This is a genomic window from Geodermatophilus saharensis, assembly GCF_900188205.1.
GTDB classification, from domain to species: Bacteria; Actinomycetota; Actinomycetes; order Mycobacteriales; family Geodermatophilaceae; genus Geodermatophilus; species Geodermatophilus saharensis.
Window position 1 is genome coordinate 145681 of the sequence record NZ_FZOH01000001.1, and the last position, 24272, is coordinate 169952.

The following is a 24272-nucleotide window of genomic DNA, read 5'->3' on the forward strand; positions in this document are numbered from 1 at the left end:
ACGTGCGCACCCTCCTCGTCCTGCTGGCGCTGCTGGTCGCGCTGCTGCTCGTCGTCGGGCTGGTCGCCGACCCGGTCGCCGAGGGCGTCGCCGAGGAGCGGGTCGCGGCCGCGCTGCGCGACGGCGGCGACCTCGCCGGGACACCCGACGTCGACGTCACCGGCTGGCCCTTCCTCACCCAGGCGGTGTCGGGCACCTACGACGACGTCCGCATCTCCCTGACCGCCGAGGACCTCGGCCGGCCCGCGGGGACGCACGCCGACGTCACGCTGCGCGGCGTGCACGTGCCGCTGCCGGACGTGCTCTCCGGCTCGGTGCAGGAGGTCCCCGTCGACCGGATCGACGGGACGGCGACGCTGTCCTACGCCCTCCTCTCCGAGCAGCTCGGCGCCGACACCGTCCTGCAGCGCGAGGGCGACGGGCTGCGCGTCACCCGCACCGTCGAGGTGCTCGGGTACACCGTGCCGCTGACCGCCGTCGGCCGGGTGACCCTCGACGGGCAGGACCTCGTCGTCGAGGTCGAGGACGCCGCGGCGGCCGGCGTCGACGTGCCCGACGTCGTCGTCGACCGGGCCGGCGACGCGCTCGACCTGCGCTACCCGGTCCAGCTGCCCTTCGGCCTGCGGCTGACCGGCGTCCGCCCCGCCGACGACGGGGTCGACGTCGCCGTCGAGGCCACCGACACGGTGCTGCGCGTGTCCTGAGGAATGCTCATCCCCCCGGCCGGGTTGGCCGGGGGGATGACTCCCGCCGTGCTCGAGGGGCTGGGCTTCCGGCCCGGCGAGGCCGACCTGACCGTGGTCCAGTTCTCGACGGCGTTCTGCGGGCCCTGCCGGACCACCCGCGCCCGGCTGCAGCACCTGGCGGCCACCCGACCGGAACTGGCCCACCTCGACGTCGACGCCGAGAGCGCCCTCGACGCCGTCCGCGCGCTCGACGTCCGGCGCACACCGACGCTGTTCTACCTGGACCGGGAGGGGCGCTTGCTGGGCCGCCGCAGCGGCGCCCCGCACCCCCGGGAGCTCACCGCCCTCGTCGACGCCCACACGGGGGTGCGGTCCTGATCGGTTACCCTCGCCACGTGGGCACCCTGCTGACCTCGCGCCGCACAGTGGACCTGTGCCGCGTCGGCAGCTGCCTGTGTCGCGCCTCCTGAGGGCGGCCCCGCTCCGCCCAGACGTGCCCTGACCGCCGTCCGGAGAGCCCATCCCATGCTCCTGAGCCCCGCACGCACCGTCGTGGTGTGCCCGGGCTGCGAGCCGTACCCGACCGTCCGCCGGGTCCCTCCGGCGTGCACCGCCTGACCGCCGCACACCCACCACAGGGAGGAACACCCCCCATGAGCCGCAACGACGTGCTCGTCACCGCCGACTGGGCCCAGGAGCACCTCGGCCAGCCCGGGATCGTCTTCGTCGAGGTCGACGAGGACACCAGCGCCTACGACAAGGGCCACATCGAGGGCGCGGTCAAGCTCGACTGGAAGAAGGACCTGCAGGACCCGCTGCGCCGCGACTTCGTCGACCGCGAGCAGTTCGAGCAGCTGCTCAGCGCCAAGGGCATCGGCAACGACGACACCGTGGTGCTCTACGGCGGCAACAACAACTGGTTCGCCGCCTACGCGTACTGGTACTTCCAGCTCTACGGCCACGACCAGGTCAAGCTCCTCGACGGCGGCCGCAAGAAGTGGGAGCTCGACAGCCGCCCGCTGTCCTCCGACGCCGTCGAGCGCCCGGCCACCCAGTACGAGGCCTCGGAGCCCGACACCTCGATCCGCGCCTTCCGCGACGAGGTGATCGCCGCGATCGGCCAGCAGAACCTGGTCGACGTGCGCTCGCCCGACGAGTTCGCCGGCAAGCTGGTCGCCCCCGCGCACCTGCCGCAGGAGGGTGCGCAGCGCCCCGGCCACATCCCCACCGCGGTGAACGTGCCGTGGAGCAAGGCGGCCAACGAGGACGGCACCTTCAAGAGCGACGAGGAGCTGCGCGAGCTCTACGCCGCCGCCGGCCTCGACGAGTCCAAGGACACCATCGCCTACTGCCGGATCGGCGAGCGCTCGAGCCACACCTGGTTCGTGCTGCGCGAGCTGCTCGGCCAGCAGAACGTCAAGAACTACGACGGCTCGTGGACCGAGTACGGCTCGCTGGTCGGCGTCCCGATCGAGAAGGGGGCCTGAGCATGTGCGGAGCCCCGAAGCAGGGCGGCGCGCTCGCCGGCATCGACCTGGACACCCAGACGGTGATCCAGGGCCAGGTCTGGTTCGACGGCGCCCCGGTGCCCGGCGCCTACGTCCGGCTGCTCGACGCCACCGACGAGTTCACCGCCGAGGTGGTCACCAGCCCGGAGGGCGAGTTCCGCTTCTTCGCCGCGCCGGGGAAGTGGAAGCTGCGCTCGCTGGCCCCGGTCGGCCGGGGTGAGCGCGTGGTGTCCGCCGAGGTCGGCCTGACCGAGACCACCGTCGTCCTCGACTGACGGAGGACCCCTCGGCCCCACGGCTCGCCCGCTCGCCGCGGGCCCCTGCGAGGGGGCCGTCCCAGCACGTCCCCGCGCCCGTCCCCCTTCCCGGGGGGCGGGCGCGGTGCTGTGCTCGCACCGTGCGCATCGGCATCCTCGGCAGCGGGCAGGTCGGGCAGGCGCTGGCGCGGGGGTACGGCCGGCACGGGCACGACGTCGTCGTCGGCACGCGGCAGGCAGCGGTCGGCGACCTGGCCGTCGCCCGGCCGGAGGACGCGGTACGGGGTGCCGACCTCGTCGTCCTGGCCGTGCGGGGGGACGCCGCCGTCGAGCTGGTCGGCTCCCTGGCCGGCCCGCTCGACGGCACGGTGCTCGTCGACGCCACCAATCCGCTGGACGCCTCCGCGGGAGCGCCGCGGCTGTTCGTCGGGCACACCGACTCCCTCGGCGAGCAGGTGCAGCGGGCGGCCCCCGGAGCGCGGGTGGTCAAGGCCTACAACACCGTCGGCAACGCGCTGATGGTCGACCCGCAGCTGCCGGGCGGCCCGCCGACGATGTTCATCGGCGGCGACGACGAGGCGGCCAAGGCCACGGTCGCCGGGCTGCTGCGCGACACCGGCTGGGACGTCGTCGACCTCGGGGGCATCGAGGCCAGCCGGTGGCTGGAACCCATGTGCATGGCCTGGGTCGCCCACGGGGTGCGCACCGGCACCTGGGGCCACGCCTTCCGGCTGCTGCGCCCGGAGGTCTGAGGGCTGCTGCGCGCTAGGACCCGAGGACGCCCGGTCAGGGGACGCCGGGCGGGAGCCGGTTCGGGCCGGCCTCGGGCGGCCGCGGGCGGTCCTCGGGGTACGCGCGGACGGCGACCAGCGCGACGTCGTCGGCGCCGGGCTCGGGCACCATCCGGGACAGCAGCGTGTCACACAGCTCCTCCAGCGGCACCCGCCCGAGGTCGCGCAGCGCGTCCTGCAGCGCGGCCAGCCCGGCGTCGAGGTCGCTGTCGCGGCGCTCGACGAGGCCGTCGGTGTAGAGCAGCAGCGTCTGGCCGTCGCGGACGTCGGCCGTCGCGTCGGTGCGCCGCGCGTGCGGGTCGACGCCGAGCACCAGCTCCGGCCGGGTGGCCAGCAGCCTGCTCGTGCCGTCGGGGTCGAGCAGCAGGGGCGGCAGGTGCCCGGCGTTGCTCCACCGCAGCACCCGGGTGCCGGCGACGGGGACGTCGGGGTGCCGCTCGATGCGCGCGAGCACCACGGTGGCCAGCGTGCTCACCGCCAGGCCGAGGGCGGTCCGCTCGGCCCTGGCCAGGGTCGCCGACGGCGGCTGCTCCTCGTCGTAGGCCAGCGCCCGCAGCAGCCCGCGCAGCTGCCCCATCGCGGCGGCCGCGTCGCTGCCGTGCCCGACGACGTCGCCGATGACGAGCACGGTGGCGCCGTCGGGCTGGAGGAAGGCGTCGTACCAGTCACCCCCGACCTGGGCGCCGTCGGCGGCGGGGCGGTAGCGCACGGCGACGTGCAGGTGGTCGGGCTCGGGCGGCGGGGTCAGCAGCGCCTGCTGCAGCCGGTCGGACAGCGCCCGCTGCGCGGCGTTCTGCTCGGCCAGCCGCCGCAGCTCCTCCGCCTGCCGGAGCGCGGCCAGCCGGTCAGTGAGGTCACGGAAGGAGACGACGACACCGGTCACCTCGCCGTCCTCCACCGTCGGGACGGCGATCAGCTCGACCGGTACCGCAGTGCCGTCGGCGTGCCAGAACACCTCCGCGTCGGCCGACACCGTCCGGCCGCTGGCCAGGGCCTGCCAGACGGGGCACTCCTCGCGGGGGTACGGGGAGCCGTCCTGGCGGGCCCCGTGCAGCAGGTCGTGCTGGTCGCGCCCCAGCTGCTCGGCGGCGGGGCGGCCGGTGATGCGCTCGGCGGCGGGGTTGACGAACTCGACGCGCCCGTCGCGGTCGAGGCCGTAGATGCCGTCGGCGACGTTGGCCAGGACCCGCTCGTAGCGGGCCACCGTCCGGGCCAGCTCGGCCTCGACCTGGTGCAGGGCCGGCGCGGCCCCTGGGCTGTCGATGGTGCCGTCCCCCTCCGCTGATCCGCCGGTGCGCCATCCCAGCCTGCCGCATCGCCCCGGCGGGTGCGGCCCTCCCGGCTCAGCCGCGGTGGCGGGCGGCGTGCCAGGCGGCGGCGCCGAGCACGGCCGCGACGGCCATCGCCGCCCCGCCCGCCGTGGCCCCGGCGAAGCCGGCCCGCAGCACGTCGGGCGCCCGGACGGCGGCGCCGACACCCACCGCGGCGCCCAGTGCCAGCAGCCCGGCCCACACCGCCCACGCGGTGCTGCGCAGGTCCCCGGGCCGCGACGGCGTCCGGCGCCACCACCGCACGAGCCAGGCGGTGAGGACCGCCGCCCCGAGCACCGTGCTCGCGTGCTGGGCGACGTCGTAGCCGTACCAGTCCTCGCCGGCGAAGGTGCCCACCGGTGCACCCAGCGCGGGCACGTGCCGCGTGCCCCACCCCCACCAGTGCGTGAACTGGTCCCAGCCGACGTGGGTGGCCGCGCCGGCCGCCAGCGCGGCGAGGACCGCGGCGCCTGCCCGCAGCGACCCGAGCCGGGCGTGCAGGCCCGGGCGCGCGGTCACCCGGCGGCGCAGCCCGGCGGGGGCGGCCGCCAGCGCCGGCGCGGCCAGCAGGCCGTGCCACAGGAGCCACAGCGCGGCACCGAGGGCGACGTCGAGGGTGACCACCGCGAGCGGGGTGTGCGTCGGCCACCCGGGCCGGCCGGGCAGGTAGAAGGGCAGGTCGGGTGCGAGGCTGCCCGCGACGAGCGCGGACGCCGGCAGCCCGGCCGGCAGGAGGGGCAGCACCGCGGCGGGGTGGCTCCCGGTGAACGGCACGCGCCCATCGTGCCCGCCACGGCGGGTCCGGCGGCCGGGAAGGGGCGGGCGCGCCTACCGTGGCCGCCGTGGTCGCCGCGTGGGTCCTCGTCGCGCTCGCCGCGCTGGCGGGCCTCGCCTGCCTCGGGGCCGCCCGGCGGCTGGCCCGGCCGGGCGGGCGCCCCCGCCGCGAGCGCACCCGTCCGGGCCGCAGCGCGCGGGGCCGCTGACCGGGCCCCGGCTACGGTGGCGGGCATGTCTCCCCGGGACGCCGGCCGGTGACCGGCCCGACCGACCTGCCCGTCGCCGACACCGTCGACGTCCGCTCCGGGCCGGAGGTGGCGCACGGTCTGCTGGCGGTGCTGCCGCTGCTGGGGGAGTGGCACGGCGAGGGCGTGCTCGCCGGCGGGGACGGCGGCGACCGGCGCTTCGGCCAGTGGATCCGCTTCGCCCACGACGGCCGCGACTTCCTCGCCTACGAGTCCCGCACCTGGCTCATCGGCGACGACGGCCGGGTCGAGGGCCCCGCGGTCCGGGAGTCCGGGTTCTGGCGGCCCCGCGGCGAGGACGACGTCGAGCTGCTGGTGACCAGCCCCGACGGCCTGGTCGAGCTCTACGTCGGGCGGGCGCGGACCACCACGAGCTGGGAGCTGACCAGCGACGTCGTGGCCCGCACGCCCGACGCCCCGGACGCCGCCCGCGCGGTGCGGCTCTACGGCATCGTCGAGGGGGCGCTGATGTACGCGATCGACCGGGCCGGCTCGCAGACCCCGCTGCGGCCCACGATGTCGGCCCGGCTGGAGCGGCTGCGGTGAGCGTGCCGGTGGGCGGGTCGGTCGGCACGCCCCGCCGCGTCGCCGACGGCTACGTCGACGCCGTCTGCGACCTCGACCCGATCGTCGCCACGTCGCTGGGCACCCGGCCCGGCGACGACCGGCTGCCGGACCTCGGCCCCGAGGGGCTGGCGGCCGAGGCCGACCTGACCCGGCGGACCCTGGCCGAGCTCGACGCCGTCCTGACCGCCGACCCCTCCCTCGTCGACGACCCGGTGGAGCGCCGCTGCGCCCGCCTGCTGCGCGAGCGGCTGGGCGCCGAGCTCGCCGCGCACGAGGCCGGGGAGGGCTTCCGCGCGCTGTCGAACCTGTTCAGCCCGGTGCACTCGGTCCGCCAGGTCTTCCTGCTCATGCCGACGGCCACCGACGACGACTGGGCGGTGGTCGCCCGCCGCATGGCCCGGATCCCCGAGGCCTATCGCGGCTACCTCGACACGCTGCGCGAGGGTGCCCGGCGCGGGCTGCTCGTCGCGCCGCGCCAGGTGTCCACCGTCGTCGGGCAGCTCGACGAGTGGCTGACCGGCCCGTTCTTCGGCGGTGTCGCCGCCTCCGGCCCGGACGCGCTGCGCGGCGAGCTCGACGCCGCGGCCCGGTCGGCCGACGCGGCGGTGGCCGAGGTCCGCGACTTCCTCCGCGACACCTACCTGCCGCAGGCGGAGGGCACGCCCGACGCGGTGGGCCGCGACCGCTACGCGCTGGCCGCCCGTCGCTGGAACGGCTCCGACCTCGGCACCGGGGACGGCCTGGAGGAGGCCTACGCCTGGGGCTGGGCCGAGCACCGGCGGATCCTGGCCGAGCAGCGGGCCGAGGCCGAGGCGCTGCGCCCCGGGTCCGGCCCCCGCGAGGCCATGGCCTGGCTCGACGAGCACGGCCCCGCGGTCGACGGCGTCGAGGCCGTCCGGCAGCGGCTGCAGGCGATGATGGACGAGGCGATCGCCGCCCTCGACGGCACGCACTTCGACCTCGCCGAGCCGGTGCGCCGGGTGGAGGCGATGATCGCGCCGCCGGGCAGCGCCGCGGCGCCGTACTACACCCGCCCCGCGCTGGACTTCTCCCGGCCCGGCCGCACCTGGCTGCCGACGCTGGGCCGCGAGCGCTTCCCGCTGTGGGACCTGGTCTCGATCTGGTACCACGAGGGCGTCCCCGGCCACCACCTGCAGCTGGCCCAGTGGGTCTACGTCTCCGGCGACCTGTCCACCTACCAGACGTCGCTGGGGTCGGTCAGCGCCAACGTCGAGGGCTGGGCGCTCTACGCCGAGCGGCTCATGGACGAGCTCGGGTACCTCACCGAGCCGGGCGCGCGGATGGGCTACCTCGACGCCCAGCAGCTGCGCGCGATCCGGGTGGTCATCGACATCGGCATGCACCTGGGGCTGCCCGTCCCCGACGACGCCGAGGGCGCGCTGGCCGGGCACCGCGGCCGACCGTGGACGCCGGAGCTCGCGCGGGCCTTCGCCGGCGACCACCTGGGCAGCGACCCGGCCTTCCTCGACAGCGAGCTGATCCGCTACCTCGGGTTGCCCGGGCAGGCGATCAGCTACAAGCTCGGCGAACGGGCGTGGCTGGCCGGCCGCGCCGCCGCCCAGCGCGCCCGCGGGGCGGACTTCGACCTCAAGGCGTGGCACATGGCCGCGCTGTCGCAGGGCTCGCTCGGCCTCGACGACCTCGAGGCGGAGCTGGCGCAGCTCTAGGGTCGCGTCGTGCGCGGACCCGGGAAGGAGACGCTGCTCCCCGTCGTCGGGGCGGCCGTGGCGGGCAACGCCTTCGTCGGCCGTGGGTCCCTCCGGTGGTTCCGCGGGCTCCGGCACCCGGCGCTGCAGCTGCCGATGCCCGGGTTCTACGCCGTCGGGGGCGCTTACTACGTGGTCATGGGCGTCGTCGTCCACCGGGCGGCCCGGCGCGGGGACCGGCGCTCGTACCGCCTGGCGATGGCGGTCCTGGCCGGCAACGAGCTGTGGAACGCGGTCTTCTTCGGCCGGCGGAGCACCCGCGACGGCTTCCTGGGACTGCTGGCGTTCCTCGTCCCGCTGGGCCTGCTGCAGGCCTCCGTCGCCGGGGACCGGACGTCGGCGCTGGTGCTGGGCCCCTACACCGCCTACGTCCTCGGCTACGACGTGCCGTGGACCTACCGCCTGTGGCGGCTCAACCCGTCCTGACGCCCGCGGGCCCGATCCCGACCAGCTGCGCCAGCTCGGCGGTCGCGCGCGCGAAGAACCGGTCGGCGTCCTCGACCGACCCGACCAGCTGGCCGAACAGCTCGAAGCCGACCGTGCCGAACAGCGCGCAGTAGGCGACCAGGGCGCGCACCCGGACGGCGTCGTCGATCCCCGGGCCGTCCTGCCCGAGGATCTCCACCGCGGCGTCGCCGAGCAGGCCGGGCTCCCGGCCGCCGTCGCCGGTGAGCAGCCCGGCGCGGGCGGCGTCGCCGAGGATGCGGCCGAGGACGACGCCGACCCGCGACGCCGCCGGCACGGTGTCCCGCGGCGCGGCGTACCCGGGCACCGGCGAGCCGTAGAGCAGCGCGTACTCGTGCGGGTTCGCCCGCGCCCAGTCGCGCACGGCGGCGCACACGGCCGACCACCGCTGCTCCGGCGCCGCGGTGGGGTCGTCGGCGGCCTCGGCCGCGGCGCCCACGGCGTCGTAGCCGTCGATGATCAGCCGGGTCAGCAGGTCGTCGCGGCTGGGGAAGTAGCGGTACACCGCCGACGACGCCATCCCCACCTCCCGGGCGACGGCGCGCAGCGACAGCGCCGCGGCGCCCACCTCGGCCAGCTGGCGACGCGCGGCCTCGGTGATCTCGGCGGTGATCTCGGCGCGGACGCGCTCGCGGGCGGTGGGCACGTCCCGATGGTGAGGTCTGTGAGCGGTGCGCGCAAGCGCGAGCAGTGCTCTTGACAGGATCCCAGTCGAGTGAGATCGTCGTTCTCGAACGAGAGCACCGCTCTCGCCGGATCGGAGGAGGAGCCGTCATGGCACTGCACGTGATCGTGGGCAAGGGCCCGGTGGGCACGACGACGGCGGAGCTGCTGGCCGCCCGGGGACACCGGGTGCGGGTGCTCTCCCGCAGCGGCGGCACCTCCACCGACACGGTCGAGCACCGCCGGGTCGACGCCGCCGACGCGGAGGCGCTGACCGAGGCCGCCACCGGTGCCGCGGCCCTCTACAACGCCGTCAACCCGGCCTACCACCGCTGGGTCACCGACTGGCCGCCGGTCGCCTCCGCCCTGCTGACGGCGGCCGAGCGCACCGGCGCGGTGCTGGTGACGATGTCCAACCTCTACGGCTACGGCCGTCCCACCGGGCCCATGACGCCGGAGAGCCCGCTGGCCGCCACCGACACCAAGGGCCAGGTGCGGGTGGCCATGTGGCACGAGGCGCTGGCCGCGCACGAGGCCGGCCGCGTCCGGATGACCGAGGCCCGTGCCGCCGACTTCGTGGGACCGCAGGTCCCGCCCGCGCAGTCCCACCTGGTGCGCCAGCTGGCAACGCTGCGCCGCGGCCGCCGCGCCTGGGTGGTGGGCGATCCCGACGTGGCGCGCAGCTGGAGCTACCTGCCCGACGTCGCGGCGACCCTGGCCGTCCTCGGCACCGACGAGCGGGCGCCGGGCCGGGCGTGGCACGTCCCGAGCAGCCCGCCGCGCTCGCAGCGCCAGGCACTCGCCGACCTGGCCGGCGCGATGGGCGTCCCGCCGGTGCCGGTCAGCGGCATCCCCTGGCCGGTGCTGTCGGCCGTGGGCGTCTTCTCGCCGATGATGCGCGAGGTCGTCGACGTCCGGCACCAGTTCGACCAGGAGTACGTCCTGGACGCGACGGCGACGACCGAGACCTTCGGCCTGACCGCCACCCCCTGGCCGCAGGTGGTCGCGGCGACCGCCGGCGCGCCGGTGGCGTCCCGGGTCTGAGCGCGGCTCAGGCCTCGCGGTCGACGACGTTGACCGGGTCGCTGTCCGGGGTGACCGGGTCGCCGGGCAGGGCGGGGGCGACCTCCAGCCGGCTGGCCAGCAACGCGTCGACGGCGGCCACGCTGCCGCCGACGTAGGTGCTGGTCAGCGCCGGGTCGGTGACCACGCACCAGGCGCGGTCGGCCGGCCACCACAGCGCGGCGCTCTGCTCGCGCGGCTCGGGGGCGAAGTTCGCCGCGGCGCGCTCCACCGGGCCGGGCACGAGCAGCAGGTCGGCGCGGGGCAGCAGCAGCCGCGGCAGGTCGGCGGCGCCGTCGTCGTCCCACCCGAACCAGCACTCGCCGGGGGTGGTGGTCTGGTCGGCCAGCACGGCGGCGATCTCGCGGGCGACGTGCGCGGGCAGGTGCCCCTCGGCGGGGGCGTCGTTCCACAGCCCGGGCTGGTCGGCCTCGGCCAGGTACTCCCAGGAGCCGGTGATGCCGGGCCACTGCATCAGCCGGTGGGGGGTGGTGCCGTTGGCCGCGGCGACCTCGTCCCAACGGACGTGGACGTCGTCGTCGCCCTCGTAGCGGACGGCGGGGTGGAACACCCGGGCGTGCGCGGCGAAGCCGGCCGGCAGCAGCGCGGCGACGGTGTCGGGGGGAGCGCGGCGGACGGCCTCGGCGATCCAGCGGCCGGCCGGCGCGGTGCGCCCGACGATCGACACGGGGCGCTGCTCCCTCCCCGGGGAACGGACAACCCCCGGGCTGTTCCGCGGCGCCTGTCCCCGAGGGGAGGCTGCTCGCGGGCCGACTGGACAAGTGTCGGCGGCCCGGGGGTCGGGTGACTGTCCGGTTCTCGCTCGCCGCCGTACGACGGACGGGCGATCATGCCGTCGTTCGGATTCCACTCCGAACGGGCGGCCCATCTGGACGGCGGCTAGCGGACAGCCACCTCACGAGTCCGATAAGCATGCAAAGTACGGACCACCTCCTCTCTCGTGTACCTCGACGGTACGACGCGGTTCCGGGGTCGGCAACGACGTTTCTCAGCCGTCGGCGAAACCGCCGCGTGCCGCCGGTCCCCCGGGCGTGTCCGGCCCGCGCTGGTAGACGTCGGGGATGTCGTCGTGGTCGGCGTCCACCTGCTCCAGCTCCCAGATCTGCCGGTAGCGGCGGTTGCGCAGCCGCAGCACGACCGTGGCCAGCAGGGCCGACAGCAGCGTGCCGAGCAGCACGCCGACCTTGACGTGCTCGTCGCGCTCGCTGCCGACGCCGAAGGCCAGCTCGCCGATGAGCAGGGACACGGTGAAGCCGATGCCGCCGAGCAGCGCGAGGCCCACCACGTCGGGCCAGCCGAGGTCGTCGGCGAACTCGGCCCGGGTGAACCGGGTGACCAGCCAGCTGGCCCCGACGATGCCGACCACCTTGCCGACGACGAGGCCGACGACGATCCCGAGCGTCACCCGGTCACCGATCGACTCGACCAGGCCCGACAGCCCGCCGACGGTGACCCCGGCGGCGAAGAAGGCGAAGACCGGGACGGCGAAGCCCGCCGAGATCGGGCGGAACCGGTGCTCCAGGTGCTCGGCCAGCCCCGGCCCGGCGCCGGGCCCCCCGGCCGCCTCGCTGCGGACCACCGGCACGGTGAAGGCGAGCAGGACGCCGGCCACCGTGGCGTGCACGCCGGACTCGTGCACGAGGACCCAGGTGAGCACCGCGAGCGGCAGCAGCAGCCACCACGAGCGGACCCGCTTCTGCACGAGGAACCCGAAGACGGCCAGCGGCACCAGGGCCAGCGCCAGCCAGCCGGCGGCCAGCGACGTCGTGTAGAAGACCGCGATGATCGTGATGGCGAGCAGGTCGTCGACCACGGCGAGGGTGAGCAGGAAGGTCCGCAGCGCGCTGGGCAGGTGGGTGCTGATCACCGCCAGGACGGCGAGGGCGAAGGCGATGTCGGTGGCCGTCGGGATGGCCCAGCCGCGCAGGGCGTCCCCGCCGCCCAGGTTGACCAGGACGAAGAGCACCGCCGGCACGGCCATCCCGCCGACGGCGGCGGCCACCGGGAGTGCCGCCCGCCGGGGGTCGCGCAGGTCACCGGCCACGAACTCGCGCTTGAGCTCGAGTCCGGCGACGAAGAAGAAGACCGCCAGCAGCCCGTCGGCCGCCCAGGTGCCCAGGGTCAGGTCCAGGTGCAGCGAGGCCGGGCCGACGCGGGTGTCGCGCAGCGCCTCGTAGGACCCCGCCCACGGCGAGTTCGCCCAGACGAGGGCGACGACGGTGCCGACGAGGAGCAGGACACCGCCGACGGTCTCCTTGCGCAGGACGTCGGCGATGCGGCTGGTCTCGGCCCACGAGCCGCGGGCGAAGACGCGGGTGGATCCGTGCGGGCGGGAGGGGACGGTCACGGGGCGGCTCCGGGGCGGTGGGTCGGGTGCGACACCGCCGACCAGACTTCCCGGCACACCCGGGGACAGCGTAGCGGCGGGCTCCCGTCGTCGCCGTCCGTGCACGGGGGCGGTCCGTAGAGTGGTCGCCGTGGACCCCCGCCCGGCACCGCCCCCGCGGGAGCGTTCCCTCCGCCCGGCGGAGCTGGCCGGCCGGCGCGTCGGGGTCTGGGGCCACGGTCGCGAGGGCCGTGCCGCGGTGCGGGCCGCGCTGGCCGCCGGCGCCTCCGGCGTCCTCGTCGCCGACAGCCGCCCGGTCGACCCCGCGTCCCTGCCCGAGGGCGTCACCGCCACCGCCGACGTCGCCGACCTGGCCGGCTGCGACGTCGTCGTCCGCTCGCCGGGGATCAGCCCCTACCGGGAGGACGCCCGGCTGCTCGCCGACCGCACCGTGGTGACCACCGGCACCGGGATGGCGCTGGCCGAGGCCGCGGCGCAGGGGGTGCCGGTCCTCTGCGTCACCGGCACCAAGGGCAAGAGCACCACCAGCGCCCTGGCCGCCGCCGTCCTCACCGCCGCCGGCCGTCCGGCCGTGCACGCCGGCAACATCGGCACCCCGCTGCTCGACGTCCTGGCGGACGTGGGCGACCGCACCCTCGTCGTCGAGATCTCCAGCTACCAGGCCGCCGCCGTGCCGGACTTCTCCGGCCGCGGCGCGCTGACCTCGCTGGCGCCCGAGCACCTGGACTGGCACGGCGGGGAGGCCACCTACTTCCGCGACAAGCTGCGCGTCTTCACCGCCTGCCCCGAGCGGTCGGTCGTGGTCAGCGCGCAGGCCCGGCCGGTGGCCGAGCGCCACCTCGACCCCGCGCAGCTGGTCGACCCCGCCGAGGTGCTGCCGCCGGGGCTGGCCGACCGCGCGCGGCCGGTGCACCTGCCCGGCGCCCACAACCGCAGCAACGTCGCCGTCGCGCTGGCCGCCTGCGCGCTGCTCGGCCTCGACCTCGCCGCCTCCGCCGACGCGGTGACCGCCGCGGTCGCCGCCTTCCGGGCGCTGCCGCACCGGCTCGCGCCGGTGGCCACCCTGGGTGGGGTCACCTTCGTCGACGACACGCTCTCCACCACCCCGGTGTCGGTGCTGGCCGCGCTCGACGCGCTGGCCGGCCGCCCCGTCACGCTCATCGCCGGTGGCCAGGACCGCGGCCTGGACTACACCGGCCTGGCCGCGACGTTGGTGGCCCGTCGGGAGGAGGTCGCCGTGGTGACCGTCCCCGACACCGGGGCCCGGCTGGCCGACGACGTCCGCCGGGAGGCCGCCGGCGCGGCGGTGCGCCTGACCGAGACGCAGTCGCTGGCCGAGGCGGTGGCCGCGGCCATCGCCGGCACGCCCCCGGGCGGGGTCGTGCTGCTCTCGCCCGGCGCCCCCAGCTACAACCGCTACCGCGACTTCGAGGAGTTGGCAGCCACCTATGAGCACGTCCTCGCCGACGCCGGCGCCGAGCGTCTCTGACCGCCCGGGCAGCGGCGCCTTCGTCGTCGCCGGCCGGACCCTGGACCCCGCCACCGGCGAGGCCGCCTTCACCTACCGGCTCGGCGACGACGAGTTCACCGAGCGGCTGACCCTCGACCCGGCGCTGCTCGGCGGCGGGATCGACGCCGACCGGCTCGACGGCGCCCTCGACCTGGTGCACCTGGTCATGGGCACCAGCTACTACAAGCTCGCCGCGCCCGGCCGGGTCGTCGTCGAGCGGCCGGTCACCGCCGCGCAGGCCGCCGTCGCGCAGGCCGCCTACACCGACGGCCTGGGCGAGTTCGCCGCCGTCAACCGGCTGCCGGTGCCGCACCGCGTCGCCTTCGACGTCGAGGTGCGGCCGGCCGGCCCGGCGCCGTCACCCGGCACCCGGGGCGCGCTGCTGCCCGTCGGTGGCGGCAAGGACTCCGCGCTGGCCCTCGTGGTCATCCCCGACGGGACGGCGCTGGCGGTCAACCCCACCGGCGCGCAGCGCGACGTCGCCCGCGCGGCCGGCGTGCCGCTGCTCGAGGTCCGCCGCCGGCTCGACCCCCTGCTGGCCGAGCGCACCGCCCAGGGCGGCCTCAACGGGCACGTCCCGGTCACCGCGATCAACTCCGCGATCGCCACGCTGGTCGCCGTCCTCGGCGGCCACGACCCGGTGGTGTTCGCCAACGAGCGCTCCGCCGACGAGGAGACGCTCACCGTCGACGGCGTCAGCGTGAACCACCAGTACTCGAAGTCCTTCGCCTTCGAGCGGCTGTTCACCGCGGCCGCCGCCGAGCTGGGCACGGGCTACTTCAGCCTGACCCGGCAGCTGTCGGAGCTCGCGACGGTCGCCGCGGTCGCCGCGCTGCCGCTGCGCGCGGACATCCTCAGCTGCAACCGCTCCTACACCCAGCGGCACCTGGGCGGGCAGGCCGAGCAGCGCTGGTGCCTGCACTGCGACAAGTGCCTGTTCACCTTCCTGTGCTTCGCGGTGTTCCTGACCCCGGCGGAGGCGGAGGGGGTGTTCGGGGGCAACCCGCTGGCCGACCCCGCGCTCGCCGACGGGTTCCGCCGGCTGTGGGCCACCGAGAAGCCGTTCGACTGCGTCGGGGAGCGCGCGGAGAGCGCCGCGGCGATGGCGCACCTGGCCGCCGGCCGGTCCTGGGGCGACGCGCCGGTGGTGCGGCTGCTGGGCGCCGAGGCCGCCGCCGCCGCGGAGGTCACCGGCGCGACGGTGGCGCGGTTCCTGCCGCCGCGCGGTGAGCACGGGATCCCGCCCCGGTATCTGGAGTCCCTGCAGCGCGTGCTGGCCGGCTCCCGCAGCGCCGTCGCCTGAACCCGGCGCGCCTACCCTGCTGCCGTGGGATCGGAGCACGGGACGGCGCCGCTGGCCGAGCGGCTGCGGGCGCAGGGGCTGCGGCTGACGCCGCAGCGCCAGCAGGTGCTGGCCGCCGTGGCGGCGCTGGACCACGCCACCCCCGAGGCCATCGGTGCGCGGCTGCGCGAGCAGGCCGGACCCGGCGGCGCGGCACCGGACACCTCGACGGTCTACCGCACGCTCGAGCTGCTGGAGCGGCTCGGGCTGGTCTGGCACACCCACCTGGGCAAGGGGGCGCCGGTCTACCACTCCTCCGAGCACCCGCACCTGCACGTCGTCTGCGCCTCGTGCGGCGAGATCTCCTCCGCCGACCCCGGCCTGCTCGACGCCGCGGCGGAACGTCTGGCGGCCGACCTGGGTTTCACCGTGGACGTGGGGCACGTCGCGCTGTCGGGCACGTGCCGCCGATGCAGGGAAGCCGGGACGGAGAACACATGACCACCTCACCGCTGGCCGCACGACCGGGCGCCGTCGTCGCCGAGGGCGCGACCGTCGCCGCCCACCTCGGGGACCCGCTGCGCGAGCAGCGGCTGCTCGCCGAGGGCGCCGGCTGGGTCGACCGCAGCGACCGCGACGTGCTCACCGTCCCCGGCGCCGACCGGCTGACCTGGCTGCACAGCCTGACCAGCCAGCACCTCGAGCGGCTGGCCGACGGCACCGGCACCGAGGCGCTGGTGCTCTCCCCGCACGGCCACGTCGAGCACCACCTGGTCCTCACCGAGCTCGGCGGCACCACCTGGGCCGACGTCGAGCCCGGCACCGGCGCCGCGCTGCTGACCTTCCTGCAGCGGATGGTCTTCATGCTGCGCGTGGAGCCCGCGCTGGTCACCGACGCCTGGGCGCTGCTGTCCCTCGTCGGCCCGCGCGCACCCGAGGTGCTCACCGCCGCCTCGCTGCCCGCGCCCGAGGCGCCCCACGCCGTCGCGGCGCTGCCGGGCGGCGGCTGGGTGCGCCGGATGCCGTCCCTGGGCGACGGCGGCGCGACGGCGTTGGACCTGCTCGTGCCGCGGGCCGGGCTGGTGGCGGTCGCCGACGCGCTGACCGCCGCCGGCGCCGGCGCCGCCGGGCTGGACGCCTACGAGGCGCTGCGCGTGGAGGCCCGCCGTCCCCGGCTGGGCCTCGACACCGACCACCGCACCATCCCCAACGAGCTGGAGTGGCTCACCACCGCCGTGCACCTCGAGAAGGGCTGCTACCGCGGGCAGGAGACCGTCGCCCGGGTGCACAACCTCGGCCGCCCGCCGCGGCGGCTGGTGCTGCTGCACCTCGACGGCGTGAGCGAGGAGCTGCCCGTGCCCGGCACGCAGGTCCGCTCCGGCGCCCGCGACGTGGGCCGGGCCGGCACGGTGGTCCGACACCACGAGCTGGGCGTGGTCGCGCTGGCGCTGGTCAAGCAGTCGGTGGGCCCCGACGCCGAGCTCACCGTGGGCGGCTCGCGCGCCGTCGTCGACCCCGACGACGTCCCGGCCACGGTCGACGACACCCGGGCGGCCGCCCGCGACCGGGTCCGGGCCGTCCGGTCTGCCACCATCGGGCGGTGACCTCCCTGAGCCCCGAGCCGACGCCCGCCGGTGGCGCGGCCGTCGACGAGCTGCTCGACCCCGCGTTCCTCCGGGACGTCGAGCTGCGGCCCATGTCCGACGTGCGGCAGCTGCGCCGCCGCGCCGAGCAGGAGGAGGTCAACCTCTCCTACACGCGGCGGCTGCTGCAGGGCCGGCTCGACATCGTCCGCCGCGAGCTGCAGCGCCGCGCCGAGCACGACGGCCGCTCGCTGGTCGACCTGCTGCCGGAGATCCTCGCCGAGAAGGGCCGCGGCCCGGCGCACGGCCTGGGCCGGCACCAGACGCTGCAGCCGGCCTCACCCGACGTCTACGAGTCGTGGGTGCACGGCCTGACCCCCGACGTCGACCTGTCCGACGTCGCCCGGCTGCCCGACACCGACCTCGAGCGCGCCGCCCGCGCGCTCGCCGCCGCCGAGGGGTCGCTGTCCGAGCGCCGCCGCGGCGTGCAGCAGGTCATGGACGCCCTCGCCGGGGAGCTCGCCCGCCGGTACCGCAACGGCGAGGCCGACGTCGCCGCGCTGCTCGCCGCCGAGGGCCGATGAAGGACCACGCTCCCCCCCACGCCTCGCACGCTCGGCGCGGGCCCCTGGAGCGCGGCCGTTCCAGCACCTCACCATGGCCGGACGCGCCGGTCCTCGTGGAGGTCTGGCGCTCGGGCTTCCTCGAGTCGGTGCACCGCGGCGCGGTCGTCGTCGTCGACCCCGGCGGGGCGGTGACCTGGTCGGCCGGTGACGTCGGCCGCCCGGTCCTCCCGCGCTCGGCCAACAAGCCCGTGCAGGCCACCACCTACCTGGCCGCCGGCTGGCGTCCCCGCTCCGGGGTGGAGCTGGCCGTCGCGGCCGGCTCGCACGCCGGGGAGGACGGCCACCGCGACACCGCCGCCGGCATCCTCGCCGCCGCGGGCCTCGACCCGTCCGCGCTCGGCTGCCCCGCGGCCCTGCCCGGGCACGAGCCCACCCGCGCTGCCTGGCTGGTCGCCGGCCGCGCGCCCGAGCGGCTGGCGATGAACTGCTCGGGCAAGCACGCGGCGATGCTGGCCGCCTGCGTCGCCGCGGGCTGGCCCACCGACGGCTACCTGCAGCCGGAGCACCCCCTGCAGCAGGCGATCGAGGCCCGGTTGTCGGCCGCGGCCGGGGAGCCCGTGGCCGCCGTCGTCGTCGACGGGTGCGGCGCGCCGCAGCACGGGCTGTCGCTGACCGGCCTGGCCCGCGGCGTCGGGTCGCTGGTCGCCGCCCCGCCGGGGAGCCCGGAGCGGGCGGTCGCCGACGCGGTGCGGGCGCACCCCTGGTACGTCGCCGGCACCGGCCGGGAGGACACCGACCTCATGACCGCCGTCCCCGGCCTGCTGGTGAAGGGCGGTGCCGACGGCGTGCACGTCGCCGCCCTGCCCGGCCGCGGTGCGGTGGCGTTCAAGCTCGACGACGGCGGCGACCGCGGCCGGGCGCCGGTGCTGGCCGCCGCGCTGCGCCGGCTCGGCGTCGGCGAGGACGTCCTGGCCCCGTGGGCGACCACCCCGGTGACCGGCGGCGACGGCGTCGTCGGGGAGGTCCGGCCCGCGGCTCCGCTCGCCGGCTGACCTGCGCCGCGACCTGCTCCGCGACGGCGACACGCCGGGTGTGAGGCGACTCACGGGGCGGTGCTAGCAGCCGCGCTTGCAACTGCTAGCACCCCTGGTTACCGTGGAGTACGTGCAGACCCCCGGCGAGTTCGTGAGCGGTCAGGTGAGGTCGGTCCGCGAGAAGGTGGACCAGCTCGCCGGCAGCGTCGCGGAGACCGTCGCAGCCGAGGCCCAGCAGGTCTCGACCGTGCGCTCGCAGGTGGGGGAGTACATCCGGGAGCAGCGCAGCGCCGCCCGGGTGTCCCTGCGCGAGCTCGCCCGCACGGCAGGGGTGAGCAACCCCTACCTGTCGCAGGTGGAGCGAGGGCTGCGCAAGCCGTCGGCGGAAATCCTCGCCGCCATCGCCAAGGGGCTGCAGATCTCCGCCGAGACGCTCTACGAGCAGGCGGGCATCCTCGACCGGCGCGCCGGCAACCCCGACACGGTCGCGGCCATCCGGTCCGACGACCAGCTCTCCGAGCGGCACAAGGCCGTGCTGCTCGAGCTGTACGAGACCTACGTCCGCGAGCACGCCGCCGCTTCCCCCGTGCCCGCGGACGCCACCCGGGGCCGCACGCCCGGGGACCACCCGAACCCCTCCAAGGAGACCGCATGACCACCGCCACGAACCTCCTCGAGCAGGTCGCCGAGCGCGGCCGCACCCCGCTGCTGGTCGCCGTCGGCGCCGGTGACCTCGCCGTCACCCAGGCTCGCACCGTCCTCGCCACGCTGCGCTCGCGCGCCGAGGCCCTCCCCGGCGAGGCCCAGGTCCAGGTCGACCTGGCCACCCGCGAGGCCCGCACCCGCGCCGAGCAGGCCGCCGACCGCGCCCGCCAGCTGGTCACCGTCGTCCGTCCCGACGCCGTCGTCACCACGGTGAGCGGCCTGGTCGAGCAGGCCCGCACCCAGGCCGCCGGCACCGTCGAGGCGCTGGCCGAGCGCGGCGCCGACGTCCTGCAGGAGCTGCGCCGCCAGCCCGGCATCCGCCGCTTCGTGGTGCGTGCCGAGCAGGCCGTCGACACCGTCGAGGACGCCGTCGAGGAGGTCATCGAGGAGACCGCCGAGGCCGTCACCGAGGCCTCCGACGAGATCACCTCCCGCGTGCAGAAGGCCGCCTCCCGCACCACCAAGGCCGCCGCCAAGGCCGAGGCCGCCGTCGACCAGGTCGCCGACCAGGCGAAGGCCACCCTCGAGGAGACCGTCGAGGCCGCCGACGAGGCCACCGCCAAGGCCGCCCGCAAGCCGGCCAAGCGCACCCCCGCGGCCCGCTCGTCGGCCGCCAAGGGCACCTCGGCGCGCGTGACCCGCACCCGCACCACCAAGAAGACCACCGACTGAGCACGGACCCTCCTGCCCCCGCCGCTCGTACGTCCGCGGCGGGACCTGCAGGAGGGCCACGACTCAGGGTCACGATCCAGGGCCCCGGAGCTGCACTCGTGCGCTCCGGGGCCCTGTCGCGTCCGGGGGTCCTCCGGGCGGAGGGCGCCCGGCACCGCCGCGGGCGGGTACCCTCCGGGACATGTCCTTCGACGGGATGCTGCTGTTGGCGCTGTTCTACGCCACGCTGGCGCTGACCGTCTGGGCGTTCGTCGACGCCGTGATCCGCCCGGCCGCCGGCTACGTGGCGGCCGGCAAGCTCACCAAGCCGGCCTGGGCGGGCATCACCGCGCTGGCCGCGGTGGTGATCTACCTGCAGGGGCCGATGACCTTCCTGGGCCTGCCCGCGGTCATCGCCGCCGTGGTCTACCTCGTCGACGTGCGCCCGGCCGTCCGCGGCGTGCAGCGCGGCAACGGCAGCTGGTGACGCGCCGGCCGGGTCAGTACCGGTCGTCGCGGGGCATGAGCACCCACAGCACCAGGTAGGCGATGAACTGCGGCCCGGGCAGGATGCACGAGACCACGAAGGCCAGCCGCAGGGCGCCGGTGGAGATGCCGTAGCGGCGGGCGATGCCGGCGCAGACGCCGGCGATCATCTTGTTGCGGGTGTCCCGGGCGAGCGGGCGGGGAGCCGGTGCGGGGTAGGTCATGTCCCGACCCTAGGCGCGGCCGGGAGTCCGGGGCATCGGGGAAGACCCTGGTCAGCGGCTGAAGACCCCCGGAGGCGGTTCCGGGGAGGCCACCGCCCGCGCGTCCGGCACCGGCTGCGCGTCGCCGACGAAGCGGGCCAGGTCGTCGCCGGCCACCACCCGGGCGGGCATCGGGTCGCCCGCGCAGCGCCGGGTCAGGGCCGTCACCGGCAGCGGTGCGTCGGAGGCCACCGTCACCAGGTTGCCGAAGCGCCTGCCGCGCAGCGTGCCGGGCTCGGCGAGGACGCAGACGTGGGCGAACACCGCCTGCAGGGTGGCCACCTGGCCACGGGCGAAGCGCAGCGGCGGCCCGTCGGCGACGTTGGCGGTCAGGACGCCACCCGGCCGCAGCACCCGCCGCGCCTCGGCCGCGTACTCGACGGTGGTCAGGTGCGCCGGCGTCCGGGCCCCGGCGAAGACGTCGCTGACGACGACGTCGGCGCTGCCCGTCGGGAGGGCGGCGAGCCCGGCGCGGGCGTCCGCGGCGCGCACCCGGATCCGCGCCCCGCGGGGCAGCGGCAGGTGGGCGCGGACCAGGTCGGTGAGCCGCTGGTCGGCCTCGACCACCCGCTGCCGCGATCCCGGCCGGGTGACGGCGACGTAGCGGGCCAGCGTGAGCGCGCCACCGCCGAGGTGCACCGCGTCGACCGGCTCGCCCTCGGGAGCGGCCAGGTCGAGCACGTGGCCCATGCGGCGGACGTACTCGAACTCCAGGTGCGCCGGGTCGTCGAGGTCGACGTGGGACTGCGGCGTCCCCTCGACCACCAGCACCCACGAGCCGTCGCGGTCGGCGTCGCCGAGCAGTTCGGCGGTGCCGCCGTCGACCTCGGTGGGGCCGGGCGGCACCACGGGCGGGCGGGCGCCGCGGCTCACGCGGGCGCCACCGCCGACCAGCGCACGGTCAGCTCGCCGTGCCGCCAGCGCCGCGTGGAGCCGACCAGCGGCCAGCCCTCGTCGGCGAGGGTCTGCACGGCGGCGACCCAGCGCTGGCGCGGCCCGAACGTCGACAGGCCCGCCGCGGCGGCCCAGGCGGCGTCGAGAGCGCGCAGCAGGTCGTGCACGGGCTGCCCCGGGACGTTGTGGTGGACGAGCGCCTTGGGCAGCCGCTCGGCGAGGTCGGAGGGCCGGTCGAGGTCGGCGACCCGCGCGGCGAGGGTGAGGGTCAGCGGCCCGTCGGCGTCCAGCGCGACCCAGCTCGCCCGCCGTCCCCACTCGTCGCAGGTGCCCTCCACCAGCAGGCCGCCGGGCCCCAGCGCCGCGCAGGTGGTCTCCCAGGCCCGGGCCGCGGAGGCCTCGTCGTACTGGCGCAGCACGTTGAACTCGCGCACCAGCACCGGCCGCAGCCCGGCTAGCTCGAAGCCGCCGACCCGGAAGTCCACCCGCGGCGGGTCGCGGTGCTCGGCGACGGCGGCCACCCGGGCGGGGTCGATCTCCAGCCCGACCACCTCCAGCCCGGGCACCTCCGGCGCGAGGCGCTCCGCCAGCTCGAGGGTGGTCACGGCCGAGGAGCCGTAGCCCAGGTCGACCACGAGCGGGCGGGCGGCGTCGCGCAGCCGCGGCACCTGGGTGGCGAGGACCCAGCGGTCGACCCGGCGCAGCCGGTTGGCGTTGGTGGTGCCGCGGGTCGGCAGGCCCAGCGCCCGGGCGCGGCCGGCGGCCAGCCGCGGCCCGGCCCGGCGCGGGGTGAGGCTCGCCCGGCGCTTGTGCTCGCTGCCGTCCTCGCTCACCGGGCCCGAGGGTAGTCCGCCTGCCCGGGCCACCGGCGGGGCCCGTTTACCGTGGGGTGGTGCTCGTCCGCTCCGATGCCCGTCTCGCCGACCTGACCACGCTCGGGGTCGGTGGGCCCGTGGCGCGGCTGGTCGAGGTCACCGATGCCGCCGACCTGGTCGCCGCCGTCCGCGAGGCCGACGAGGCGGGCCGGCCGCTGCTGGTGCTCGGCGGCGGCTCCAACGTCGTCGCCCCCGACGAGGGGTGGGACGGCGACGTCGTGGCCGTGCGCAGCCGCGGCGTCGAGCGGCGCGGCGACGTCCTCGAGGTGCAGGCCGGCGAGGACTGGGACGACCTGGTCGCGCGCACCGTCGAGGAGCAGCTGGCCGGGATGGAGGCGCTCTCGGGCATCCCCGGCTCCACGGGCGCGACGCCGGTGCAGAACGTCGGCGCCTACGGCCAGGAGGTCGCCCAGACGATCACCGCGGTGCGCGTCTACGACCGCGCCGAGAAGGTCGAGCACACGCTGTCGAACGCCGACTGCGCGTTCGGCTACCGCGACAGCCGCTTCAAGCGCGAGCCCGGCCGGTTCGTCGTCCTCACCGTCACCTTCGCCCTCGACCCCGGCCCGCTGTCGCGGCCGGTGGGGTATGCCGAGCTGGCCAAGCGGCTGGGCGTGGACCTCGGCGGCCGGGCGCCGCTGGCCGACGTCCGCGCCGCCGTGCTCGACCTGCGCCGCGGCAAGGGGATGGTCGTCGACCCGGCCGACCCCGACACCCGCAGCGCCGGGTCGTTCTTCACCAACCCCGTCGTCCCGGCCGGGCAGGCGGTGCCCGGCTGCCCGAGCTGGCCGGCCGGCGACGGGATGCTCAAGCTCAGCGCCGCCTGGCTGGTGCAGTCGGCGGGGTTCGGCCGCGGGACGCGCGACGGGCGGGTCGGCACGTCGTCGCGGCACAGCCTGGCGCTCACTACCGAGCCCGGGGCGACGGCGGCCGAGCTCATGGCCTTCGCCGACCGTGTCGTGGCCGCCGTCCGCGACCGCTTCGGCGTGACGCTGGTCCCCGAGCCCCAGCGGCTCTGAGCCCGACCTCCCGCCGTCGAGATCACGTGATCTCGACGCGCCTGGGCGCCATGCCGGTCGAGATCACGTGATCTCGGCCGGTCACTCCTCGCGGTGGACCTTGTGCTGCGCGGCCTGGGCGCGGGGGCGGACGACGAGCAGGTCGACGTTGACGTGGTGCGGCCGGGTCAGTGCCCAGGCGATGCAGTCGGCGACGTCCTCGGCCACCAGCGGCTCGCGCACCCCGCGGTAGACGGCGTCGGCCTTCTCCTGGCTGCCGGTGCGGATGAGCGAGAACTCCTCCGTGCGCACCATCCCGGGCGCGACCACCACCACCCGCACTGGCTCGCCGACGAGCTCCAGCCGCAGCGTCTCGGCCAGCGTGTGCACGCCGTGCTTGGCCGCGGTGTAGGACGCGCCGCCCTCGTAGCTGACCATCCCCGCCGTGGAGCCGACGAAGAGCACGTCACCGGCGCCCGAGGCGCGCAGCGCCGGCAGCAGCGCCCGGGTCACCCGCACGGTGCCCAGCACGTTGACGTCGTAGGTGCGCGCCCACGAGTCGAGGTCGGCCTCGGCCACCGGGCTGGCGTCGAACGCGCCGCCGGCGTTGTTGACCAGGACGTCGACCCGCGGCAGCTCGGCGGCGAACGCCTCGACCGAGGCGGGGTCGGTGACGTCGAGCGGCAGCGCGCGGGCGCCGATCCGCTCCGCGAGCGCGGTCAGCCGGTCCAGCCGGCGGGCACCGACCACGACGTCGAAGCCCTCGGCGGCCAGCCGCTCGGCCGTCGCGGCGCCGATGCCGCTGGAGGCGCCGGTGACCACGGCGGTGCGCCCGGCTCCCGGGAAGGGGGTCGGGCCGGAGGGTGAGACGTCGGTGACACCGGGCATGTGGTCATCCTGTCGCTGTTGCAGGATGGGAAGACGACAGGGGTGCCGACACGGGCGCCCGGGACGGGGACGAGGCGGGAGGTCGGAGTGCCTGCTCGCCGCCTCCTGTCG

29 protein-coding genes are annotated in these 24272 nt (G+C 76.7%); 20 read left to right on the forward strand and 9 right to left on the reverse strand.

The window, feature by feature from the left end; translation table 11 throughout:
* Positions 1-2 precede the first annotated feature (2 nt).
* The 5 genes from CHC04_RS00650 to CHC04_RS00670 all read left to right on the forward strand — a co-directional run bounded on the left by CHC04_RS00650 (position 3) and on the right by CHC04_RS00670 (position 3203).
* The gene (locus CHC04_RS00650) at positions 3-704 is read left to right on the forward strand and encodes an LmeA family phospholipid-binding protein (RefSeq protein ID WP_245816886.1); all 702 of its coding nucleotides are present in this window, start codon (positions 3-5) and stop codon (positions 702-704) included.
* 36 nt (positions 705-740) lie between these two features.
* Positions 741-1064, forward strand: coding sequence for a thioredoxin family protein (locus CHC04_RS00655; RefSeq protein ID WP_089402004.1), 324 nt, complete (start codon positions 741-743; stop codon positions 1062-1064).
* 275 nt (positions 1065-1339) lie between these two features.
* Complete coding sequence (locus tag CHC04_RS00660) at positions 1340-2173, forward strand: sulfurtransferase (protein ID WP_089402005.1); 834 nt, start codon at positions 1340-1342, stop codon at positions 2171-2173.
* A 2-nt stretch (positions 2174-2175) separates the two neighbouring features.
* Positions 2176-2469: a DUF1416 domain-containing protein gene (locus CHC04_RS00665; RefSeq protein ID WP_089402006.1), complete on the forward strand. Its 294-nt coding sequence runs from the start codon at positions 2176-2178 to the stop codon at positions 2467-2469.
* A gap of 122 nt (positions 2470-2591) precedes the next feature.
* A complete protein-coding gene (locus CHC04_RS00670) occupies positions 2592-3203 on the forward strand; it encodes an NADPH-dependent F420 reductase (protein WP_089402007.1) in 612 nt (203 codons plus the stop codon).
* A gap of 34 nt (positions 3204-3237) precedes the next feature.
* On the opposite strand, the gene CHC04_RS00675 is transcribed toward CHC04_RS00670, so the two are convergent.
* A complete protein-coding gene (locus tag CHC04_RS00675) occupies positions 3238-4446 on the reverse strand; it encodes a PP2C family protein-serine/threonine phosphatase (protein ID WP_245816887.1) in 1209 nt (402 codons plus the stop codon).
* A 139-nt stretch (positions 4447-4585) separates the two neighbouring features.
* Complete coding sequence (locus CHC04_RS00680) at positions 4586-5326, reverse strand: DUF4184 family protein (protein ID WP_089402008.1); 741 nt, start codon at positions 5324-5326, stop codon at positions 4586-4588.
* A gap of 68 nt (positions 5327-5394) precedes the next feature.
* On the opposite strand from CHC04_RS00680, the gene CHC04_RS23835 reads away from it, so the two are divergent.
* From CHC04_RS23835 to CHC04_RS00695, 4 genes are read left to right on the forward strand one after another with little or no spacing between them, the layout of a single operon-like run.
* Positions 5395-5535, forward strand: a complete 141-nt coding sequence (locus tag CHC04_RS23835; RefSeq protein ID WP_176449784.1) for a hypothetical protein — start codon at positions 5395-5397, stop codon at positions 5533-5535.
* A gap of 48 nt (positions 5536-5583) precedes the next feature.
* Positions 5584-6120, forward strand: a complete 537-nt coding sequence (locus tag CHC04_RS00685) for a heme-binding beta-barrel domain-containing protein (protein ID WP_089402009.1) — start codon at positions 5584-5586, stop codon at positions 6118-6120.
* Positions 6117-7829: a DUF885 domain-containing protein gene (locus CHC04_RS00690; protein ID WP_089402010.1), complete on the forward strand. Its 1713-nt coding sequence runs from the start codon at positions 6117-6119 to the stop codon at positions 7827-7829. Before CHC04_RS00685 ends, CHC04_RS00690 begins: the two co-directional genes overlap by 4 nt.
* A gap of 9 nt (positions 7830-7838) precedes the next feature.
* Positions 7839-8294: a TspO/MBR family protein gene (locus CHC04_RS00695; protein ID WP_089402011.1), complete on the forward strand. Its 456-nt coding sequence runs from the start codon at positions 7839-7841 to the stop codon at positions 8292-8294.
* On the opposite strand, the gene CHC04_RS00700 is transcribed toward CHC04_RS00695, so the two are convergent.
* Positions 8281-8979 (reverse strand): TetR/AcrR family transcriptional regulator, encoded by a 699-nt coding sequence (locus CHC04_RS00700; protein WP_089402012.1) that lies wholly within the window; start codon positions 8977-8979, stop codon positions 8281-8283. The genes CHC04_RS00695 and CHC04_RS00700 overlap by 14 nt on opposite strands.
* 128 nt (positions 8980-9107) lie before the next feature.
* Here CHC04_RS00700 and CHC04_RS00705 point away from each other — a divergent pair, with 128 nt between their 5' ends.
* Positions 9108-10040, forward strand: a complete 933-nt coding sequence (locus CHC04_RS00705) for an NAD-dependent epimerase/dehydratase family protein (RefSeq protein WP_089402013.1) — start codon at positions 9108-9110, stop codon at positions 10038-10040.
* A gap of 7 nt (positions 10041-10047) precedes the next feature.
* Here CHC04_RS00705 and CHC04_RS00710 read toward each other — a convergent pair whose 3' ends face one another.
* Positions 10048-10746 (reverse strand): hypothetical protein, encoded by a 699-nt coding sequence (locus tag CHC04_RS00710; protein ID WP_089402014.1) that lies wholly within the window; start codon positions 10744-10746, stop codon positions 10048-10050.
* Positions 10747-11067: 321 nt separating this feature from the next.
* Positions 11068-12426, reverse strand: coding sequence for a Na+/H+ antiporter NhaA (gene nhaA, locus CHC04_RS00715; RefSeq protein WP_089402015.1), 1359 nt, complete (start codon positions 12424-12426; stop codon positions 11068-11070).
* Between the two features lie 130 nt (positions 12427-12556).
* Between nhaA and murD the strand changes: the two genes are divergently transcribed.
* From murD to CHC04_RS00760, 9 genes are all read left to right on the forward strand, one after another.
* Positions 12557-13915, forward strand: coding sequence for a UDP-N-acetylmuramoyl-L-alanine--D-glutamate ligase (gene murD / locus CHC04_RS00720; protein ID WP_176449785.1), 1359 nt, complete (start codon positions 12557-12559; stop codon positions 13913-13915).
* The gene (locus CHC04_RS00725; protein WP_089402017.1) at positions 13875-15239 is read left to right on the forward strand and encodes a MurL-like N-terminal domain-containing; all 1365 of its coding nucleotides are present in this window, start codon (positions 13875-13877) and stop codon (positions 15237-15239) included. The genes murD and CHC04_RS00725 overlap by 41 nt, the downstream gene beginning before the upstream one ends.
* Positions 15240-15263: 24 nt before the next feature.
* Positions 15264-15719: a Fur family transcriptional regulator gene (locus CHC04_RS00730; RefSeq protein ID WP_089402018.1), complete on the forward strand. Its 456-nt coding sequence runs from the start codon at positions 15264-15266 to the stop codon at positions 15717-15719.
* Entirely contained in the window at positions 15716-16822 is a 1107-nt protein-coding gene (gene ygfZ / locus CHC04_RS00735) for a CAF17-like 4Fe-4S cluster assembly/insertion protein YgfZ (protein WP_089402019.1), read from the forward strand. Before CHC04_RS00730 ends, ygfZ begins: the two co-directional genes overlap by 4 nt.
* Complete coding sequence (locus CHC04_RS00740; protein WP_245816889.1) at positions 16819-17385, forward strand: RsiG family protein; 567 nt, start codon at positions 16819-16821, stop codon at positions 17383-17385. Before ygfZ ends, CHC04_RS00740 begins: the two co-directional genes overlap by 4 nt.
* Positions 17386-17480: 95 nt before the next feature.
* Positions 17481-18419 carry an asparaginase gene (locus CHC04_RS00745; RefSeq protein WP_245816891.1) on the forward strand — a complete coding sequence of 313 codons (939 nt, stop codon included), beginning with the start codon at positions 17481-17483 and terminating at the stop codon, positions 18417-18419.
* A 112-nt stretch (positions 18420-18531) separates the two neighbouring features.
* Positions 18532-19056 carry a helix-turn-helix domain-containing protein gene (locus tag CHC04_RS00750; RefSeq protein WP_089402582.1) on the forward strand — a complete coding sequence of 175 codons (525 nt, stop codon included), beginning with the start codon at positions 18532-18534 and terminating at the stop codon, positions 19054-19056.
* On the forward strand, positions 19053-19778 hold the full coding sequence (locus CHC04_RS00755; RefSeq protein ID WP_089402021.1) for a hypothetical protein: 726 nt from the start codon (positions 19053-19055) through the stop codon (positions 19776-19778). The genes CHC04_RS00750 and CHC04_RS00755 overlap by 4 nt, the downstream gene beginning before the upstream one ends.
* Before the next feature lie 181 nt (positions 19779-19959).
* Complete coding sequence (locus CHC04_RS00760) at positions 19960-20244, forward strand: DUF2516 family protein (protein ID WP_089402022.1); 285 nt, start codon at positions 19960-19962, stop codon at positions 20242-20244.
* A 13-nt stretch (positions 20245-20257) separates the two neighbouring features.
* Here CHC04_RS00760 and CHC04_RS00765 read toward each other — a convergent pair whose 3' ends face one another.
* The 3 genes from CHC04_RS00765 to CHC04_RS00775 are packed head-to-tail and all read right to left on the reverse strand — an operon-like array spanning position 20258 to position 22233.
* Complete coding sequence (locus CHC04_RS00765; RefSeq protein WP_089402023.1) at positions 20258-20467, reverse strand: PspC domain-containing protein; 210 nt, start codon at positions 20465-20467, stop codon at positions 20258-20260.
* 51 nt (positions 20468-20518) lie between these two features.
* Positions 20519-21379, reverse strand: a complete 861-nt coding sequence (locus CHC04_RS00770; protein WP_176449786.1) for a spermidine synthase — start codon at positions 21377-21379, stop codon at positions 20519-20521.
* A complete protein-coding gene (locus CHC04_RS00775) occupies positions 21376-22233 on the reverse strand; it encodes a class I SAM-dependent methyltransferase (RefSeq protein WP_089402024.1) in 858 nt (285 codons plus the stop codon). Before CHC04_RS00775 ends, CHC04_RS00770 begins: the two co-directional genes overlap by 4 nt.
* 59 nt (positions 22234-22292) lie before the next feature.
* On the opposite strand from CHC04_RS00775, the gene CHC04_RS00780 reads away from it, so the two are divergent.
* Complete coding sequence (locus CHC04_RS00780) at positions 22293-23294, forward strand: UDP-N-acetylmuramate dehydrogenase (RefSeq protein WP_089402584.1); 1002 nt, start codon at positions 22293-22295, stop codon at positions 23292-23294.
* A gap of 81 nt (positions 23295-23375) precedes the next feature.
* Here CHC04_RS00780 and CHC04_RS00785 read toward each other — a convergent pair whose 3' ends face one another.
* A complete protein-coding gene (locus tag CHC04_RS00785; RefSeq protein ID WP_089402025.1) occupies positions 23376-24161 on the reverse strand; it encodes an SDR family oxidoreductase in 786 nt (261 codons plus the stop codon).
* Positions 24162-24272: the final 111 nt, after the last annotated feature.

Excerpts from the sequence above, each read along its gene's own strand:
- CHC04_RS00760 (WP_089402022.1), top strand. The coding sequence starts at position 19,960 with ATGTCCTTCGACGGGATGCTGCTGTTGGCGCTGTTCTACGCCACGCTG.
- CHC04_RS00655 (WP_089402004.1), top strand. The coding sequence starts at position 741 with ATGACTCCCGCCGTGCTCGAGGGGCTGGGCTTCCGGCCCGGCGAGGCC.
- CHC04_RS00785 (WP_089402025.1), bottom strand. The coding sequence starts at position 24,161 with ATGCCCGGTGTCACCGACGTCTCACCCTCCGGCCCGACCCCCTTCCCG.
- CHC04_RS00660 (WP_089402005.1), top strand. The coding sequence starts at position 1,340 with ATGAGCCGCAACGACGTGCTCGTCACCGCCGACTGGGCCCAGGAGCAC.
- CHC04_RS00765 (WP_089402023.1), bottom strand. The coding sequence starts at position 20,467 with ATGACCTACCCCGCACCGGCTCCCCGCCCGCTCGCCCGGGACACCCGC.
- ygfZ (WP_089402019.1), top strand. The coding sequence starts at position 15,716 with ATGACCACCTCACCGCTGGCCGCACGACCGGGCGCCGTCGTCGCCGAG.
- CHC04_RS00705 (WP_089402013.1), top strand. The coding sequence starts at position 9,108 with ATGGCACTGCACGTGATCGTGGGCAAGGGCCCGGTGGGCACGACGACG.
- CHC04_RS00725 (WP_089402017.1), top strand. The coding sequence starts at position 13,875 with ATGAGCACGTCCTCGCCGACGCCGGCGCCGAGCGTCTCTGACCGCCCG.
- CHC04_RS00755 (WP_089402021.1), top strand. The coding sequence starts at position 19,053 with ATGACCACCGCCACGAACCTCCTCGAGCAGGTCGCCGAGCGCGGCCGC.
- CHC04_RS00665 (WP_089402006.1), top strand. The coding sequence starts at position 2,176 with ATGTGCGGAGCCCCGAAGCAGGGCGGCGCGCTCGCCGGCATCGACCTG.